At 31.8% G+C, this 15,643-nt stretch carries 18 protein-coding genes; 4 read left to right on the top strand and 14 right to left on the bottom strand.

The features are described 5' to 3' along the window. The first annotated feature begins 2 nt into the window (after nucleotides 1–2). Both EU96_RS03400 and trpA read left to right on the top strand, forming a co-directional pair. Nucleotides 3–323, top strand: a complete 321-nt coding sequence (locus tag EU96_RS03400) for a DUF3007 family protein (RefSeq protein ID WP_032526866.1) — start codon at nucleotides 3–5, stop codon at nucleotides 321–323. 28 nt (nucleotides 324–351) lie between these two features. After that, nucleotides 352–1,188: a tryptophan synthase subunit alpha gene (gene trpA, locus EU96_RS03395; protein WP_032526867.1), complete on the top strand. Its 837-nt coding sequence runs from the start codon at nucleotides 352–354 to the stop codon at nucleotides 1,186–1,188. Nucleotides 1,189–1,277: 89 nt separating this feature from the next. Here trpA and EU96_RS03390 read toward each other — a convergent pair whose 3' ends face one another. Next, nucleotides 1,278–1,628, bottom strand: a complete 351-nt coding sequence (locus tag EU96_RS03390) for an AbrB family transcriptional regulator (RefSeq protein WP_032526868.1) — start codon at nucleotides 1,626–1,628, stop codon at nucleotides 1,278–1,280. Between the two features lie 98 nt (nucleotides 1,629–1,726). Here EU96_RS03390 and EU96_RS03385 point away from each other — a divergent pair, with 98 nt between their 5' ends. Continuing rightward, entirely contained in the window at nucleotides 1,727–1,996 is a 270-nt protein-coding gene (locus EU96_RS03385) for a YciI family protein (RefSeq protein WP_032526869.1), read from the top strand. A 232-nt stretch (nucleotides 1,997–2,228) separates the two neighbouring features. Here the strand turns inward: EU96_RS03385 and EU96_RS03380 are convergent, their stop codons facing one another. The 4 genes from EU96_RS03380 to hisIE all read right to left on the bottom strand — a co-directional run bounded on the left by EU96_RS03380 (nucleotide 2,229) and on the right by hisIE (nucleotide 4,702). Continuing rightward, nucleotides 2,229–2,549, bottom strand: a complete 321-nt coding sequence (locus EU96_RS03380; protein WP_032526870.1) for a hypothetical protein — start codon at nucleotides 2,547–2,549, stop codon at nucleotides 2,229–2,231. Next, nucleotides 2,546–2,917 carry a YkvA family protein gene (locus EU96_RS03375; protein ID WP_032526872.1) on the bottom strand — a complete coding sequence of 124 codons (372 nt, stop codon included), beginning with the start codon at nucleotides 2,915–2,917 and terminating at the stop codon, nucleotides 2,546–2,548. The genes EU96_RS03380 and EU96_RS03375 overlap by 4 nt, the downstream gene beginning before the upstream one ends. A 39-nt stretch (nucleotides 2,918–2,956) precedes the next feature. Further along, a complete protein-coding gene (locus EU96_RS03370; protein WP_032526874.1) occupies nucleotides 2,957–3,880 on the bottom strand; it encodes a sigma-70 family RNA polymerase sigma factor in 924 nt (307 codons plus the stop codon). A 162-nt stretch (nucleotides 3,881–4,042) separates the two neighbouring features. Next, complete coding sequence (gene hisIE / locus EU96_RS03365) at nucleotides 4,043–4,702, bottom strand: bifunctional phosphoribosyl-AMP cyclohydrolase/phosphoribosyl-ATP diphosphatase HisIE (protein WP_032526875.1); 660 nt, start codon at nucleotides 4,700–4,702, stop codon at nucleotides 4,043–4,045. A 63-nt stretch (nucleotides 4,703–4,765) separates the two neighbouring features. Here hisIE and EU96_RS03360 point away from each other — a divergent pair, with 63 nt between their 5' ends. Then, a complete protein-coding gene (locus EU96_RS03360) occupies nucleotides 4,766–5,236 on the top strand; it encodes a 6-carboxytetrahydropterin synthase (protein WP_032526876.1) in 471 nt (156 codons plus the stop codon). Between the two features lie 49 nt (nucleotides 5,237–5,285). Here EU96_RS03360 and EU96_RS03355 read toward each other — a convergent pair whose 3' ends face one another. The 9 genes from EU96_RS03355 to EU96_RS03315 form a co-directional block, all read right to left on the bottom strand. Next, a complete protein-coding gene (locus EU96_RS03355; RefSeq protein ID WP_032526877.1) occupies nucleotides 5,286–7,868 on the bottom strand; it encodes an ATP-dependent Clp protease ATP-binding subunit in 2,583 nt (860 codons plus the stop codon). Between the two features lie 66 nt (nucleotides 7,869–7,934). Further along, nucleotides 7,935–8,285 (bottom strand): plastocyanin, encoded by a 351-nt coding sequence (gene petE / locus EU96_RS03350; RefSeq protein WP_032526878.1) that lies wholly within the window; start codon nucleotides 8,283–8,285, stop codon nucleotides 7,935–7,937. A gap of 59 nt (nucleotides 8,286–8,344) precedes the next feature. Then, complete coding sequence (locus EU96_RS03345; protein ID WP_032526879.1) at nucleotides 8,345–9,328, bottom strand: NAD-dependent epimerase/dehydratase family protein; 984 nt, start codon at nucleotides 9,326–9,328, stop codon at nucleotides 8,345–8,347. A 7-nt stretch (nucleotides 9,329–9,335) separates the two neighbouring features. Next, complete coding sequence (gene hemE, locus EU96_RS03340; protein ID WP_032526880.1) at nucleotides 9,336–10,376, bottom strand: uroporphyrinogen decarboxylase; 1,041 nt, start codon at nucleotides 10,374–10,376, stop codon at nucleotides 9,336–9,338. 121 nt (nucleotides 10,377–10,497) lie between these two features. Beyond that, a complete protein-coding gene (gene glgB / locus EU96_RS03335) occupies nucleotides 10,498–12,762 on the bottom strand; it encodes a 1,4-alpha-glucan branching protein GlgB (RefSeq protein ID WP_032526881.1) in 2,265 nt (754 codons plus the stop codon). Between the two features lie 58 nt (nucleotides 12,763–12,820). Next, nucleotides 12,821–14,395: a CocE/NonD family hydrolase gene (locus tag EU96_RS03330; protein ID WP_032526882.1), complete on the bottom strand. Its 1,575-nt coding sequence runs from the start codon at nucleotides 14,393–14,395 to the stop codon at nucleotides 12,821–12,823. Nucleotides 14,396–14,402: 7 nt separating this feature from the next. After that, nucleotides 14,403–14,669, bottom strand: a complete 267-nt coding sequence (locus EU96_RS03325; protein ID WP_032526883.1) for a hypothetical protein — start codon at nucleotides 14,667–14,669, stop codon at nucleotides 14,403–14,405. Between the two features lie 53 nt (nucleotides 14,670–14,722). After that, nucleotides 14,723–15,130, bottom strand: coding sequence for a DUF4332 domain-containing protein (locus tag EU96_RS03320; protein WP_032526884.1), 408 nt, complete (start codon nucleotides 15,128–15,130; stop codon nucleotides 14,723–14,725). A 13-nt stretch (nucleotides 15,131–15,143) separates the two neighbouring features. Then, nucleotides 15,144–15,587: a DUF2518 family protein gene (locus EU96_RS03315; protein ID WP_032526885.1), complete on the bottom strand. Its 444-nt coding sequence runs from the start codon at nucleotides 15,585–15,587 to the stop codon at nucleotides 15,144–15,146. Between the last annotated feature and the right edge of the window lie 56 nt (nucleotides 15,588–15,643).

Below are 15,643 nucleotides of genomic sequence, written 5' to 3' on the forward strand. Positions count from 1 at the left end.
AATTGACTAAAGGTAAAGTTATACAAATAGGTATATTTGTCTCATTAATAGGATTAATTAGTTATAAATTTGCACCGCAATTTGGTATTGATAATTTTACAGCCTCAACCATCTCAAGTTGCATCTTAATTCTGATTGTTATTACTTGGGTAACATCTTATGTTTATCGAGTTGTAAATGGGAAAATGACATTTATGGAACAAAGGAAACGTTATAGAAAAGAGTACGAAAAAGTTGTTAATGATAAACTAGAAACTAAATTCAATTCATTGTCAAAGGAAGAGCAGGAAAAACTAATGGAAGATTTGGAAAAAAATCCATAAGTTTTTCATAGGAAAGAATCTTAAATTCATGCGAGATAACAAAATGCAAATTACTAAAAATGAATCTTCATCAAAGGTAGATGAGAAGTTTGATGAGTTAAAAAATAAAAAAAAATTAGCTTTGATGCCTTTCATAATGGCTGGGGATCCCAATATTGAAATAACCTCTGAGATCTTATTGAAGTTACAAGAAAATGGCGCTGATCTTATTGAATTAGGTATCCCATATAGTGATCCACTTGCAGATGGACCTGTCATACAAGTGGCGGCATCTCGCGCCTTGAAGTCAGGTACTACCCCAAGAAAAGTAATTACACTTTTAGAGTCTTTAAAAGAAAAATTAAATATTCCCATCATACTTTTTTCTTACTTAAATCCTTTACTATGTTTTGGCTTTGAACATTTTTGTGAGATGGCATCTAATGCTGGAGTATCAGGACTAATAATTCCTGATCTCCCTTTAGAGGAAGCTTATAAATTTTCTAAAATAGTTAGTAATCATTCTATGGACTTGATTTTATTGGTTGCTCCAACTACTCCTTTTGAGAGAATGAAACAAATATCAAATCATACAAAAGGCTTTACTTATTTAGTAAGCGTTACAGGTGTCACTGGTGAAAGAAACAAGATGGAAAATAGAGTAGAAAATCTTATTGGTAAATTAAAAGAAATAAATAATAATCCAATTGCTGTAGGTTTTGGGATATCCACCCCTGAACATGTCAATAAAGTTCGTGAGTGGGGAGCAGATGGAGTAATTATTGGCAGCGCATTTGTAAAACGAATTTCCAGTTCAAATGAGAAAGATGTTGTTGATCTTGTTTCTGAATTTTGTAAAGAAATGCGTATCTCAGCTGATAAATAAATATAAATTTAAACTCTAAATATTGGGTTTTATGTAAAAATTTTTGAATTGAGGGTTTAAAATATTATCTTTAATCTATTGATGAATATCTAAGAATCTTCAGTTGGTGTTAATCTGATTTGTTTTTTTGATAACTTTATGTTGTACTCATCTCCAGGTTTTAAATCTAAAAGAGCAGTATAGGCTTTCCCAATCAAAAGATTACCGTTACCTTGAACCGTAGCTACGTAACTTAATTTTCTTCCGCCTTTACCAACAACACTATTCCCACCCATTTTCATCCCTTTAGCTTCAAGAAGTGCTTTATAGTAAGCAGTATAATTTAAGCGAGGCTCCCCATTTTTTTTTGTGGAAACGTATCCACAAGCACGACATTGCTCTGAATCGCTCAGCCCTTCAACTTCTTTGAATTTTGCCAGAAGATCACTACCAGTGAGCATAATTAATTAAAAGAAAGTTCTTCTTAAATAAGATAGCAATTTGTGTGTAATATATGCAATTATTTAGTATGTATTTATTCTATTATTTATCTTTAAAAATGGAAAAGTTCGTAGTTTTTGGAAAGTACTGTGAAGATGCAATTATAAAAAGGGGACCATTTCGTGAACAACATCTTAATAGACTTAAAAACTTAAAAGATCGCAATATTCTAGTTACTTTAGGACCAACAAAATGTAATAAATATTTGTTTGGAGTTTTTAATGCTGAAAATGAAAATCAATTAAGAGATTTGATTGAGGAAGATATATATTGGGAAAAAGGTATATGGATTAATTATGATATTTATCCTTGGGTGCAGGCTTTTTAAATAGAATTCATAATATTTTTTAGTAATTTATATTATTTATTAAGGTAATATTTATTTAAAAGAAAATACTTAAAAATATTTTGATAAATAATTTAATTTATGATTATGTATAAAAATTATTGCGATATTTATTAATTAATAGGTTAGCTTTTTAAGAGTGATATATTAATTTTAAATCTCTTTATTAAGTTTGAAGATTATTTCTAGTAAAAATATAATGTTCTGAAAACATTTATTTACTAGTGTCTTGATTTATCTGTTTTACTAAAGAGTCTATATCTAATTGATTATATGGTGGTGCTTGTTTAGTCTCTTGATAATCATTTTTGATATTGTTTAACCAATTTTGTTCGATTTTTATGAGATTTTTTGCAATGTTGAAAATACCTCCTTTTTTATATAATTCTTTGATTTTTAGAATAATCTCAGATGTTCTACTCGACTTAATATTTAATTCGTAGGCTAAATCTTTTTGAGTTAGTCCATGAGATTTCAACCAATCCTTAATGAAGGAGATTAGTTCTTTTTCTTCTTGTTGAGATAATTTACTCATTTAAAAAAGGGGAATAGCTTATTAAGTTTATTTTCTGCTCTAGCACGAATTGAAGGAGTCATATATTTACTCCATATGCTAAGTACTGCTGTAAGGGCCACAAAATCATCACTAAAACCAACTAATGGCATAAAGTCAGGGAAAAGGTCAAATGGCATAATTAAATATGCTAGTGCAGCCATCAAAGAAACTCTTACTTGTGCTGGAGTATAAGGATCTATAGCCATCTCCAAAACTTCTAAGGCAGGCTTGGCAATTGTTCTTCCTGCTTTTATAAGAATTTTTATAATAATATTCTCATCTAATGTTGAACTTTCTAAAACTTCAGCATCATATATTTTTTCTTGGTTGCTGTAATTCTCTTTCATCTCGATAAACGAAATTTGAAATGTTTAGGCTGTAAAATTTTAGCTAATACTATCAACCAATCCATTTTGTATTCCCGCCTTTCTTAGCTTTCTTAAGGCACGTTGAACGACTTGTCGGCAATATTCCCTACTACAACTCATATGTCTTGCGACTTCAGCTAAAGTTCTCCACTCATTAGAACCGTCTAAACCAAATCTAAGGCTTACTATCTTTCTTTCTTTTTCAGTTAAATTTGCTTTATCTAATAACTTCCAAGCAGAGTCTGTCCTTTCGGCTAATTCAGCTAACTCCATTGGAGGAGTTTGATCACTTGGAAGAATATCAACCAACTCAGAGGGATCTGACTTTGATTTAACAGTACCTTGCAAACTAACAGTAATACTTCTCAACTCGCAAGAGAGAAGTTCATCAATTTCCTCCCTAGATATTTTCATTTCTTCAGCTAGCTCATTACTATTGGGTGGAATACCTTTAAGCTGCATAAGCTTGGATTTTGCCGATCTTAATTTCGTGAGCTTTTCATTGATATTAACTGGTATCCTTATAGTCCTACTTTGAGTTGATAATGCTCTATTTAAGCCTTGCCTGATCCACCAATAAGCATAGGTGGAAAATCTGTGCCCCCTAGATGGATCATATTTTTCGACAGCCCTTGTTAGACCTAATGTCCCCTCCTGAATTAAGTCAAGTAATTCTAGTCCTTTTCCTTGGTATCTCTTAGCAAGGTTTACAACTAATCTTAGGTTGGCTGTTATCATCTCATTTTTAGCTTTCTCACCAATTTTTATCTTTTTTCTTTCAGCTTCTGAATATTCACAAGCAGGCCCTTTGCCACCTGCCTCTTGACATCTATTAACAAGCACAACCATTTCTTGGACTTTTCTGCCCATAGTGAGTTCTCTTTCGGGAGTCAAAAGTTGATGACGCCCTATTTCACCAAGAAAATCGCTTAATGAACTCACGATTTACCTCATTGTTGATATATTTAACTTATAGTCAATTCGGTAATAAGCCATACATGTAATAATTAATTAATAATTAATTAATAATTATTGATTTGTTAGTTAATATTTTTTTCTCAAATTTTTAGATTAAATAATAATAAATTCTAAATTTTTAATTATTTAATTTTTTCTTCTTGATTCTAGAACAGCAAGTACATCTCTCCACTCAACACCTTTGTGCATAAGGGCTACTTGCAGATGATAAATTAAATCAGCAGCTTCATTTGAGATTGAATCTTTATTATTATCTTTGCAAGCCATTATAAATTCAGCGGATTCCTCTCCTATTTTTTTTAAAATAGTATTACTACCTTTTGTTAATAAATGATTTGTATAACTTTTGTCTGAAGGATTTATTGATCTTTCGTTAATGGTATTGAATAATTCAGAACAAATATTTGAGAAGGGAGTTGTTTTTTTCTCTTTTTTATCATTTTGATTAATTTGAATTTCATTGAAAAAACAACTTTTTTCTCCAGTGTGACATGCTCCTGAACCATTTTGTTCAATCAAAATGATTAGTGAATCATTATCGCAGTCAAATCTTATATCCTTAAGTATTTGAGTACTTCCACTTGTAGCTCCTTTTCTCCAGATTTCGGATCTTGATCTACTCCAATAATGAACGTTTTTGGTTTCAAGAGTCATTGTCAATGATTCTTTGTTCATCCAAGCAAGCATAAGAATTGATCCGTCAAGCCAATCTTGTGCTATTGCAGGGATTAATCCATAATTATCAAAGCGTAGATCTTCTATCGAAAAATTAGTTGAATAATCCATTATGTTCGTTATGTTAAATCCTACTCATTATGTTTTATTAAAAATTATCCTAACAGTTAATTGATGTATATTCATTCTCTGAAATTTTCATGCAGTAAAAGTTACGAGGATTTTCCCTGTTCTCATAGGCAATGGCGTCATGAAGGCCACTGCAGATTTGTTCATGGATATTCAAGATCATTCACCTTTTGGTTTACTGCAAAAAAATTAGACTTAAATGGTTTTGTCGTTGATTTTTCAAGTTTAAAGCCCCTTGAAAATAAACTAAAGCAGCAATTTGATCATACTTTTTTGATAAATAAAGATGATCCTTTATTGAATTACTGGGAAAAATTACATGACTTAGATGCTTTAGATCTGAGAATTATGGATAATGTTGGAATGGAGTTCACTTCTGAATTGATTTGGAGATGGGCTAATGAATACTTACAGGATAAGGATAAGGGCAGAACATGTTGTTGGAAAACAGAATCAAAAGAAAATAAATCGAATAAAGCAAGTTATGAGAAGATTCCTGAGTGGTTCCAATGTTAAATTGAAATTGTTAAATTTCAATTAATATAAAATCCTTTAATTTAGATCTTTAATCAACAATTATCTCTCCATTAAACAGATAAATATTAACCTCGTCTTTATTAAGGTAATTATTATTCAATATATTGTTTGAAATTTTTGTCTCAATTTGTTTTTGAATAATTCTTTTTAATGGCCTTGCACCATAGGCATTATCAAAACTATTTTGGACCAGTTGGTTAATTGCCTCATCGGTAATTTTGAATTTTAAGTTTTTTTTGTTAAGTCTGTTTTCTAAATTTTGAAGCTGGATTTTTGCAATTTCTTTTATGTCATTTAATTCTAAATTATTAAAAATAACTATTTCATCAAGTCGGTTTAAAAACTCAGGCTTGAAAAATTTTTTAAGTTCAGAATTTACAACTTTTTTAATTTCATATGTGTCTTCTTTTCTAACTGATAAATCATTTATTGATTGACTTCCTAAGTTACTTGTGAGAACAATGATTGAATTTTTGAAATTGATTGTACGACCTTGACCATCCGTAATGATTCCATCATCAAGAACCTGTAAGAGAATATCTAAGATGTCTTTGTGAGCTTTCTCTATTTCATCTAGAAGTATTAATGAATAAGGATTTTTGCGTACAGCTTCAGTTAGTTGACCTCCTGATTCGAAACCTAAATATCCAGGAGGCGCACCTATGATTTTGCTAACTGAATGCTTTTCCATATATTCAGACATATCCAGTCTTGTAATTGAAGAATTTGAATCGAATATAATTTTTGCGGTTACTTTACTCAGCTCTGTTTTTCCAACACCAGTGGGACCTAAAAAGAGGAAACTGGCTAATGGCTTGCTTGGATCATTTAGACCAGTCCTTGATCTCTTGATGGAATCAGCAACTGCCCTAATTGCACTATCTTGACCAATGATTTTTTCTTTAAGTATCGACTCGAGGCTTAAAAGCTTATCTTTTTCTGACTGGTTTAAGTTCTGTACTGGAATAGTGGTCCACTTTGAGACAACTTCTGCAATATCATCAAAAGTTACCTCTTGTCTTAAAAGACTCGTCTCTCCGTTCTTGTGAGAATTAACTAGGGACTCACTTTTTTCTTTCAATTTTTTTTGTAAAGAATTTAAAGTTCCAAATTCCAATTCTGCAGCTTTGTTTAGGTCAAAACTCCTTTTCGCTTGATCTATTTGTAATTGAACGGATTCAATTTCTTCTTTTATGGTGCTAATCTCATTAATTTGATCTTTTTCTTTTTTCCATTGATCGCCTAATTCTGTCTGTCTATCTTTAAGTGATATAAGTTCATTATTAATTTTTTTTAATCTTTCTATAGAAAAATCATCTATTTCTCTTTTTAAAGATAATTTTTCCATCTCAAACTGTAGAACTTTTCTATCAATTTCATCAATTTCTTCAGGTTTGGAAGTAATGACCATATTTAATCTTGATGCTGCCTCATCGATTAGATCTATGGCTTTGTCAGGAAGAAATCTATCGTTAATATATCTTTCGCTAAGGGTGGCAGCTGCAACTAAAGCATTATCAGAAATTCTCACACTATGATGAACTTCGTATCTTTCTCTCAATCCTCTTAATATTGATACAGTATCATCTATTGATGGAGCATCAATTTTTATTTTCTGAAATCTTCTTTCAAGAGCAGGATCTTTTTCTATATTTTGTTTGTGTTCATTAATAGTTGTAGCACCAATACATCTAAGTTCTCCTCTTGCAAGCATTGGTTTTAATAGGTTGCTTGCATCTAAAGAACCTCCATTGGCGCCTGCACCAACTACTGTATGAATTTCATCAATAAAAAGAATGATCTTACCGTCTGATTCCTTGACTTTCTTTAGGACATTTTTTATTCTTTCTTCAAATTCTCCACGATATTTTGCTCCCGCTAAAAGTGAACCCATATCTAATGAAATTAGTTGCCTATTTTGTAGTGCAGAAGGCACATCGCCATTAATAATTCTTTGAGCCAACCCTTCAACTATGGCTGTTTTGCCAACCCCAGGTTCTCCAATAAGAACTGGATTATTTTTTGTTCTTCTACTCAATATTTGAATTGTTCTTCTAATTTCTTCATCCCTACCAATAACTGGATCTAAGATCCCATCTATTGCTGATTGGGTTAGATCAATACCATATTTATCTAAAGACTCATTAGAAGTCTCAAAGTCATTTTTTACTGCTGGATCTGACTTCATTTTCTTTATAGTTTCAAGAAATTCTGGAATACCTTTTTGATTTAAAATTTGAAATCCATATTTATTATCATAAGTGAAACCGTAAACTAAGTGTTCTGTTGATATCACTACATCATCTAAAGTATTTTTAATATCATTCGCTTTTAAAAATATTTTGTAAAGAGTATCACCAATATATAAATTATCTTGTTTATTTTTCATTTTTGCCTTCGAATTTAATGAAGACATTATTTCTTTCTCAAGCTCTTTTATATTTACATTATTTTTTTTTAAGATCTTTATTGTAAGGTTTTCTTGTTTTAAAAGAGCTAATAATAAATTGTCAGATTCTACGTCTTGTTGATGATTTTTATAAGCAATTTCTTTAGCAAAAATAAAACAGTTCCAAGCAGAATTTGAAAATTCGCTTGGAACTATTTTCATTAATCAAAATATATGTATAACTTTAATAAATATTAAGTAAAAAAGAGTACTTAAGTCTGAGAAGGTTTATTGAACAATAACTTTACCTACCATTCCAGCTCCTCTGTGTGGCTCGCAATAGTAATCATAAGTTCCTGCAGTATCAAATGTTTCTTCCCAAGACTCTCCTGGAGCAAAAGCTAGGTCTGCATGACTTAATTCCTCATGCCCATCAAAAACAGCATTGTGAGGGGCAAGTTTATTATTGACGAATTTAACTGTGTCACCAGCACTAATGTTTACTGTACTTGGTTCAAAAGCAAGCATTCCTGCATCCGTACCAAGTTTAACTTCAACAGTCTTAGCTGAAACTGATGAAATACCTAGGCCTAGAGTTAAAACTATTGCGAATAACCCTGCAAAGATTGAACGTAACATAATTAAAATTTACTTTTATATATATATTACAAGGCTTAGGTAACCTAACTGTGAGAGTTTTAATTGTTATTACAGCTTGGTAACTTTGATAGCCTTAAAATATCATTCAGTGTTTTAGCATGACTTTTAAGTTTGAAAGTCTCAGGATTAGTGATGGGGACATGATTAAAGTCATATTTTTTGATACTGAAGCCATCCCATGGTGTGGTTTTGATAGGAAGAATTCTTAATAATATTTTTAGAATTTTTTTTGTAAGGGGTATCGCAAAATATCTCTTCATCTTATTCCTTTTTAAAAGTGTAATTATGGCCTCGTCAATTGAAATAAATTTTTGACCTAGCACAAATTTTCTAAAACCTTTGTATTGCTCTTCTTTATGATTTTTAATTAGAAACCCACAAATTTGAGCGATATCATTTGCGTGTATAAAGTGAAATTTGGAATCAAGTTTTAAAAATCTTGCTAACCAAAGCCATTTCCCAATTTCTTTCAATCCACTAGTTAAATAGCTAATAGGATATTTACTTTTTTTGCCAAGATTTCCTCCAAAAACCAAGGTAGGGAAAACAGCAAATGTTTTTTCTGCGAATGAGCTTTCTCTAAGTCTCTGGAAGCATTCATATTTTGTTTGTATGTATTCTGTTCCATAAAATAATGATTCCCTCATTAATTCTGTTTTTGTATCAAGAATGCTTGCTGTTGAAAAATAAATAATTTTTTCTATCTTTTTAATATCAAGCATTTCAAGTAATTCTTCAAAAGCTTTAATATTTACCTCATAGGCTCTTCTTGGATCTCCCCAAGCCGTAGCAGTATGTATTAAATAATTAATTTGACTAATTTCCTTTTTATATCTATTTGATTCTCTGATATCGCAAACTATCAACTTGACTTTTTTATTTTCTTGAATAGAAATTGGTAACTTACTTTTATCTCTTACCATGAGATAAAGCCTGAATTTTGTATTTTTCAAAAACCAATCAACTAAATATTGGCCAACACATCCATTCGCACCTGTTATTAATAAGTTTTTATATGCCAAGTTTTTACTAGTAAGTTAGTTTTTTCCCATGTTCAAAAAATGTTTGAGCATTTTCTTCTGGAGTGCCAGGTAAAATTCCATGACCTAAATTAAGAATATATTTCCTATCTTTAATTTTATTAAAAGTATCATCGATCCTTTCTTTTATTGATTGTTTATTTCCAAATAAAATGCCAGGGTCAACATTACCTTGGATTCCTATCTCACTAGGGATTCTTTTACAAGCCTCTTCAATATCTACTGTCCAGTCTAATGAAATTATATCTACTCCAGTTTTTGCCATTCTTTCTATAACGCCTGCACTTCCCGAAATATAGAGAATAACAGGCGTGTCAGGGTACTCCCCTTTTACAATGTCAACAACTTTTTTTTGATAAGGCCCAGCAAAGATATCATAATCTTGTGGGCTTAGTTGTCCTGCCCATGAATCAAAAATTTGTACTACTTGCGCTCCAGATTTTATTTGAAATTTAAGGTATTCACCAATAGATTTTGCAAAATGATCAAGAAGTTTGTGAAGTAAATCTGGTTCTTTAAAAGCCATTGATTTTATTAAAGAATAATTTTTACTACTTTTACCTTCAACTACATATGCAGCCAGAGTCCATGGTGCGCCAACAAAACCTAAAACTGTTGCCTCATTATTCACATCTTTTTTTAGTGAAGATAGAACTTGTCCAACAAAACTTAAACTCTCACTTGGAATTAATTCTTTTAAACTTTCTATCTGGCTAAGATTTCTTATTGGGTTCTCAATTATTGGACCTTTGCTTTCTATGATCTCAAAATTTATACCCATTCCTGGAAGAGGTGTGAGAATATCTGAGAAGAGGATCACACCATCAGGTTTGAAAGCATGAAAAGGCTGCATTGATATCTCATATGATAGTTCTGGATTCTCAGACCTCTCTCTAAAGCTTGGGTAACGCTCCCTTAAATCTCTATAGATTTTCATATATCTTCCTGCTTGCCTCATCATCCATACTGGAGGCCTATTTACTTTTTTACCTAATGCGGCAGAAAGTAGTAGTGGTAAATTTTCACCCATTTTTCAATACGATATGTTTTTTAAAAAAAATTAAAATTCCAACTTAAAAATCTTACAATGCAAAGCAGATCAAAAGCGTTATATGAACATTTATATGAAGCACTAAGTTAAATGAGCCTTCTTAATTTTTTGATTGATGTTTGAAGATACTCACGCTTAATGGGGGCAAAGCAAGTTCTAAAGCATTTTGATAATCATGAATATTGTAATTTATAGTTTCTTTACCACCCATATTTCCTTTATTACTGCCTCCGTATCTAGATCCATCTGAATTAAATATCTCTTTATAGAATCCTTCTACAGGAACACCTACTTTATATGAATCATGAGTATTAGGTGTAAAGTTCGCAACAATAACAAGCCACTCATTGGTGTCGTTTTCTCTTCTCATAAAACTTATTACTGAATTAGACTTATCATTACAGTCAATCCATTGGAATCCATAAGGATCAAAGTCATTTTTCCATAACGCAGGTTCACTTTTATAAAGTGCATTTAGATCATCAACCAAGTTTCTGATCCCTTTATGAGGTTCAAATTCTAGTAAATCCCATTGAAGATCATCCCAAACATTCCATTCTTGTCTTTGTCCAAATTCCATTCCCATAAATATTGTTTTTTTACCTGGATGAGTCCACATATAAGTTAGTAAAGCTCGAGTATTTGCATATTTCTTCCAGTCATCGCCCGGCATTTTATGTAAAAGATTACTTTTCCCATGGACTACCTCATCATGGCTAAGAGCAAGCATAAAGTTCTCTGTATAGTTATATGTTATTGAGAAAGTTACACTGTTTTGATGGAATTGTCTGAACCAAGGATCTATCTCAAAATAATCGAGCATATCGTGCATCCAACCCATATTCCATTTTAAATTGAACCCTAATCCCCCCATATCTGTTGGTTTGGTTACCATTGGCCAAGTTGTTGATTCTTCAGCAATAGAAAGTGCACCAGGGAAATGTTGGAAGAGTACATGATTAGCCTGTTGAAGAAATTTAACGGCTTCTATATTTTCATTCCCACCATTCTCATTAGGTATCCATTCTCCATCTGGGCGTAGATAGTCTCTATATAGCATTGAAGCTACCGCATCTACTCGTATGCCATCAATATGAAATTCTTCAAACCAATAAATGAGGTTTGCTACTAGGAAATTTCTTACTTCGTTTCTGCTGTAATTAAAGATTAAAGTTCCCCATTCTTTGTGTTCACCTATGCGTGAATCCCCATGTTCATAAAGATGACAACCATCAAAAAATGCTAAGCCATGCTTGTCTTTTGGGAAATGACCAGGTACCCAATCAAGAATTACACCAATACCCTCTTCATGACATTTATTTACAAACTCTCTAAATTCATTAGGAGTGCCAAATCTACTTGTGGGTGCATACCAACCTGTGACCTGGTATCCCCATGAACCATCGAAAGGATGTTCAGATATTGGCATTAGTTCAATATGAGTAAACCCTCTCTCTTTTACATAAGGGATGAGTTTTTTGGTTAATTCTGGATAAGTTAATAATCTTGTTCCAGGTTTTAAATCTGCAGCAGGTACTGGTTTTCTTGGATTCCCATTGTCTTCAAGATATTTATTATCTATTGATTCATGGAGCCAACTTCCTAAATGCATCTCATAAACTGAAATTGGCTTGTTAATTTGACTAGAGGAATCTCTATTTGTAATCCAAGAACTATCACTCCAATTAAAGTTTTTCAATTGTGAAACTATTGAACCATTTTGAGGCCTGATTTCATGAAAGAAACCATATGGATCAGCTTTTTCATAGATATGACCCTGTTGTGTTCTTATTTCATATTTATATGTGTCTCCCTCTTTCATTATTGGCATGAATAGTTCCCAAATCCCCCCTAATCTTTTTTGCATTGGATGATGTCTTCCATCCCAAGAATTTATATCTCCAATTATTGAGATTGATTTTGCATTTGGAGCCCAAATGCAAAACATGACCCCCTTTTGATTCTTATTTTCAATGAGATGTGCTCCCATTTTTTCCCAAATATGATGATGATTACCTTCTGCAAAAAGATGCCTATCAACTTCTCCCATCCACTCTTCTCTATAAGACCAGGGGTCATGTTGTGTATGAGCGATCCCTCCTCTTGAAATATTTATTTTGTAATTAGAATTTGGATTTTCAGGCAGGTTTGCTTCAAAAAGCCATTTATGATTTATGGTTTCTGCCTTATAGGTTTTATTTTTAAAATTTATTGTAACTTCATCTGCGTCAGGCATCCATACCCTTATTACCCATTGCTCTTCATGAAAATGAGGTCCTAGTATTTTTAATGGATTATCATTGCAACAATTTTCTAGGTTGATAGCTTCTGATTTAATCCAGTCTGTTTGATTTGTCTCTATCATGACTGGTTGATGTTAAGGATTAATAATATCAAATGATTAACCAAAAAATAATTATTTATCAAAAAAAAGGGGTCATTTTCATAAATGTTTTATTAAGGAGAAAACTTAGAGTGATAATTCTATGATTTAATGAAGGCGCTCCAATGTTTCCCTCCCCATATCCAGGATTAACTCCAATAGCAGGATAAGCTGCTGCTGATATAGATAATCGAAGCTTACTACCTTTAATTAAACAAATATTTGTTGGCTGCATTGTGATTTTATAAATGCATTCTTCACTTATTTTGGGGTTTTTAACCCTTAAGAATCCAGTTGAGAATTGATTCACTTTCTCATTCTCTTCTTCAACTAGAGATAAAGCAAGGCAGATATCGAAGTTGGGCTGATCACTTTTTACAGGGATTTCTAATGTGGGGACTCCTTTTAAATATTGATCTTCTTTAAAAGAATTGGTTTGAAAAACGCCTACATCTAGACGTTTGTCAATAATATTTCTATTAAACTTTCCTGGATTTGGACCTAAATGACCACCGTCAGATGGAGTAGGTCTCCATGGGTCATTAACAATTGTGAACCATCCTGATCCTTTTGAATTTATGGTAAGACTTCCATCTTTAATATCTACATTTGCGGTGCCATCGCTTTTGAGCCCAAAAATAAATTCAGGGCAAGGTTTATTATCTAATTCGTCCCATTTATTTAATGAAATATTCCATATTTTTTTTTCTCTTTTAGTGTCCTTAAAATTAAATTTTTTATCTAATTTAAGATGTTTATCAAAAAATTTTAATAAAGATTCTTGTGATCCCTCCCACCAATTTAGATGAGTTGCATTCCCAATAAGTATCTCCGGACTGCCTCCAGCTTCTTTAGATTTTTTATAAAGATCAAATGCACCTTTTAAATGTGGGTCCCAAAGTCCTCCAATTATTAACATGGGTTGTTTAATCCATGTTGAAATTGGCTTAAATTCCTCAAAGGGGTAACCATACTCGAAATTTTTTAACCATTGCAAAACAAAGCTATTTGGATCATATTTTTTTAAAATATCAATTCCTTCCATTAGATAACTTTTATTTTCTAAGGCTAATCTTATCTTTCCCCAATTAAATAAATTATTTTCTCTTTTCATTTTCAGTGCCGCGATTTGCAGTCCCCATGCAATATTGTTATGCCACCAATATGCTCCTCCATCTGAGCACCAATGATCTTTAACACTCACCCCAGTCATTGCTGGAGATAAACAATCGGGGGGCTTTGAATTTGATTCACCGGTTAGTTGAGTAAATCCTTGATATGAAAATCCATATAAGCCAAGTTTTCCATTGCATTCTTTGAGAGACCTTACCCATTCATGTGTTTCTGAAGTATCGCTAGCTTCTTGTTTGAAACCATTAAAAACTCCTTCGGAAGAGCCCATCCCTCTAACATCCTGAATTATTACCATATACCCTTTGGAAACCCACCATTCAGGGTGAGAATAGGTAATTGTTGAAGCTATTTCCCTGCCATATGGTTGTCTCATTAATAATGCAGGCCATGCCCCATTGCTATTAGGTAGCCAAATCCTTGATGTGAGCCTGACTCCATCTCTTAGTACTAGAGACTTGTCAAACCATCTTGAAGCATGCATTTAAGCTTTAGATAATATCTGGACAGTGCAGTCCAATAACGTAAATAGAAAAGATCTCAGCGTTAACGGGAGTTAACTTATTTCTTTTTGAAATATACTCTATAGCTTTGTCTGAACTAGCTGAAATACCTTTTGAATTAAACTCTCTAAACTTATTACATATATTTCTAGCTTCGTTTGGATTCTTTTTTACACTTTCTAATAAATTAGATTGACTAAAAACAGGGTATAAAGAGTTGGAAAACAAAAATAATAAAAATAAAAAAGATTTCATTAATTACTAACTTTTTATGAATTCTACATGAAAAAATTTTTTTAACAAAGATTTCAAATAGATTTGTAGATTTGACTAGCTCTTTTAATCCATTTTTTTAAAAGAGTAAAAGTTATATCTGTCTCAGTTTTCACTCTAAGACTTCTTTCTAATCTACCAATTTTGCGTTCTAATTCATAAGGAGTAGATAATGATAATGATTTAATAGAACATATACCGCAATGTAAAAGTAGATATGCTTCTGGTGGGGAAATTCCAATTTCTTTTTTAAAAATAGCTATAGCTCTAATTTTCTTTAGATTATTTAATGTACATAGTGATGATTTTACTTGAATCTCATTTATGTCTAAATCTGAAAGATTACTTAGTTTTTCAAAGTCAGTTAGATTATTTTGAATAAAAAAAGATTTCTCATGTCTAAAGTTACTTGGCAAAAAATCTAAAAAGGTTTTGCTTTCCATTATTTTTTTGGAACTAATTCATTTTTACATTTTTCTGAACTTCACCTATTACCACTGGTTTACTTACGCCATCTGAAATTTTTTTAAGTTTCCTTATCTTTATTTTTACGTTCGCCCCCGACCTGCTACCTTTTCTCAGGTTTTCTGAAAGTTGTTTTAATGTTGGTTCAATAGACTCTTCTGGGAAGTCATCCTCTGCTTTAGCAATTATCAAATCAAACCCATTGTCATAGACAATTGGGACATATTTGGCATCTTCTATTACTACTTTTTCTGTATAACTTTGTATAAATGCCCAACTGCTTAAAGAAAGTAATAAAGAGAAAATGGTTGCTCCTATTATTCGAAATTTAAAACCAAAATTAAATAAAAAAGCTGCTAGAGTGCAAATAAAAAGAAATATTCCCAAAAATCCAAAAATTCTTGGCGTGTTCTCTAATAGTTCAAAAAAAGACATTTAGTGGCTTTGACCTAATTAATTTCTTATATTTTGTAAGCCTACTCTATTTTTGG

The organism is Prochlorococcus marinus str. MIT 9302 (genome assembly GCF_000759975.1).
Classification (GTDB): Bacteria; Cyanobacteriota; Cyanobacteriia; order PCC-6307; family Cyanobiaceae; genus Prochlorococcus_A; species Prochlorococcus_A marinus_M.

Excerpts from the sequence above, each read along its gene's own strand:
- EU96_RS03375 (WP_032526872.1), bottom strand. The coding sequence starts at position 2,917 with ATGAAAGAGAATTACAGCAACCAAGAAAAAATATATGATGCTGAAGTT.
- EU96_RS03330 (WP_032526882.1), bottom strand. The coding sequence starts at position 14,395 with ATGCATGCTTCAAGATGGTTTGACAAGTCTCTAGTACTAAGAGATGGA.
- EU96_RS03355 (WP_032526877.1), bottom strand. The coding sequence starts at position 7,868 with ATGAAAATAGTTCCAAGCGAATTTTCAAATTCTGCTTGGAACTGTTTT.
- trpA (WP_032526867.1), top strand. The coding sequence starts at position 352 with ATGCGAGATAACAAAATGCAAATTACTAAAAATGAATCTTCATCAAAG.
- hisIE (WP_032526875.1), bottom strand. The coding sequence starts at position 4,702 with ATGGATTATTCAACTAATTTTTCGATAGAAGATCTACGCTTTGATAAT.
- glgB (WP_032526881.1), bottom strand. The coding sequence starts at position 12,762 with ATGATAGAGACAAATCAAACAGACTGGATTAAATCAGAAGCTATCAAC.
- hemE (WP_032526880.1), bottom strand. The coding sequence starts at position 10,376 with ATGGGTGAAAATTTACCACTACTACTTTCTGCCGCATTAGGTAAAAAA.
- EU96_RS03360 (WP_032526876.1), top strand. The coding sequence starts at position 4,766 with ATGTATATTCATTCTCTGAAATTTTCATGCAGTAAAAGTTACGAGGAT.
- EU96_RS03385 (WP_032526869.1), top strand. The coding sequence starts at position 1,727 with ATGGAAAAGTTCGTAGTTTTTGGAAAGTACTGTGAAGATGCAATTATA.
- EU96_RS03390 (WP_032526868.1), bottom strand. The coding sequence starts at position 1,628 with ATGCTCACTGGTAGTGATCTTCTGGCAAAATTCAAAGAAGTTGAAGGG.
- petE (WP_032526878.1), bottom strand. The coding sequence starts at position 8,285 with ATGTTACGTTCAATCTTTGCAGGGTTATTCGCAATAGTTTTAACTCTA.
- EU96_RS03320 (WP_032526884.1), bottom strand. The coding sequence starts at position 15,130 with ATGGAAAGCAAAACCTTTTTAGATTTTTTGCCAAGTAACTTTAGACAT.
- EU96_RS03380 (WP_032526870.1), bottom strand. The coding sequence starts at position 2,549 with ATGAGTAAATTATCTCAACAAGAAGAAAAAGAACTAATCTCCTTCATT.
- EU96_RS03315 (WP_032526885.1), bottom strand. The coding sequence starts at position 15,587 with ATGTCTTTTTTTGAACTATTAGAGAACACGCCAAGAATTTTTGGATTT.
- EU96_RS03325 (WP_032526883.1), bottom strand. The coding sequence starts at position 14,669 with ATGAAATCTTTTTTATTTTTATTATTTTTGTTTTCCAACTCTTTATAC.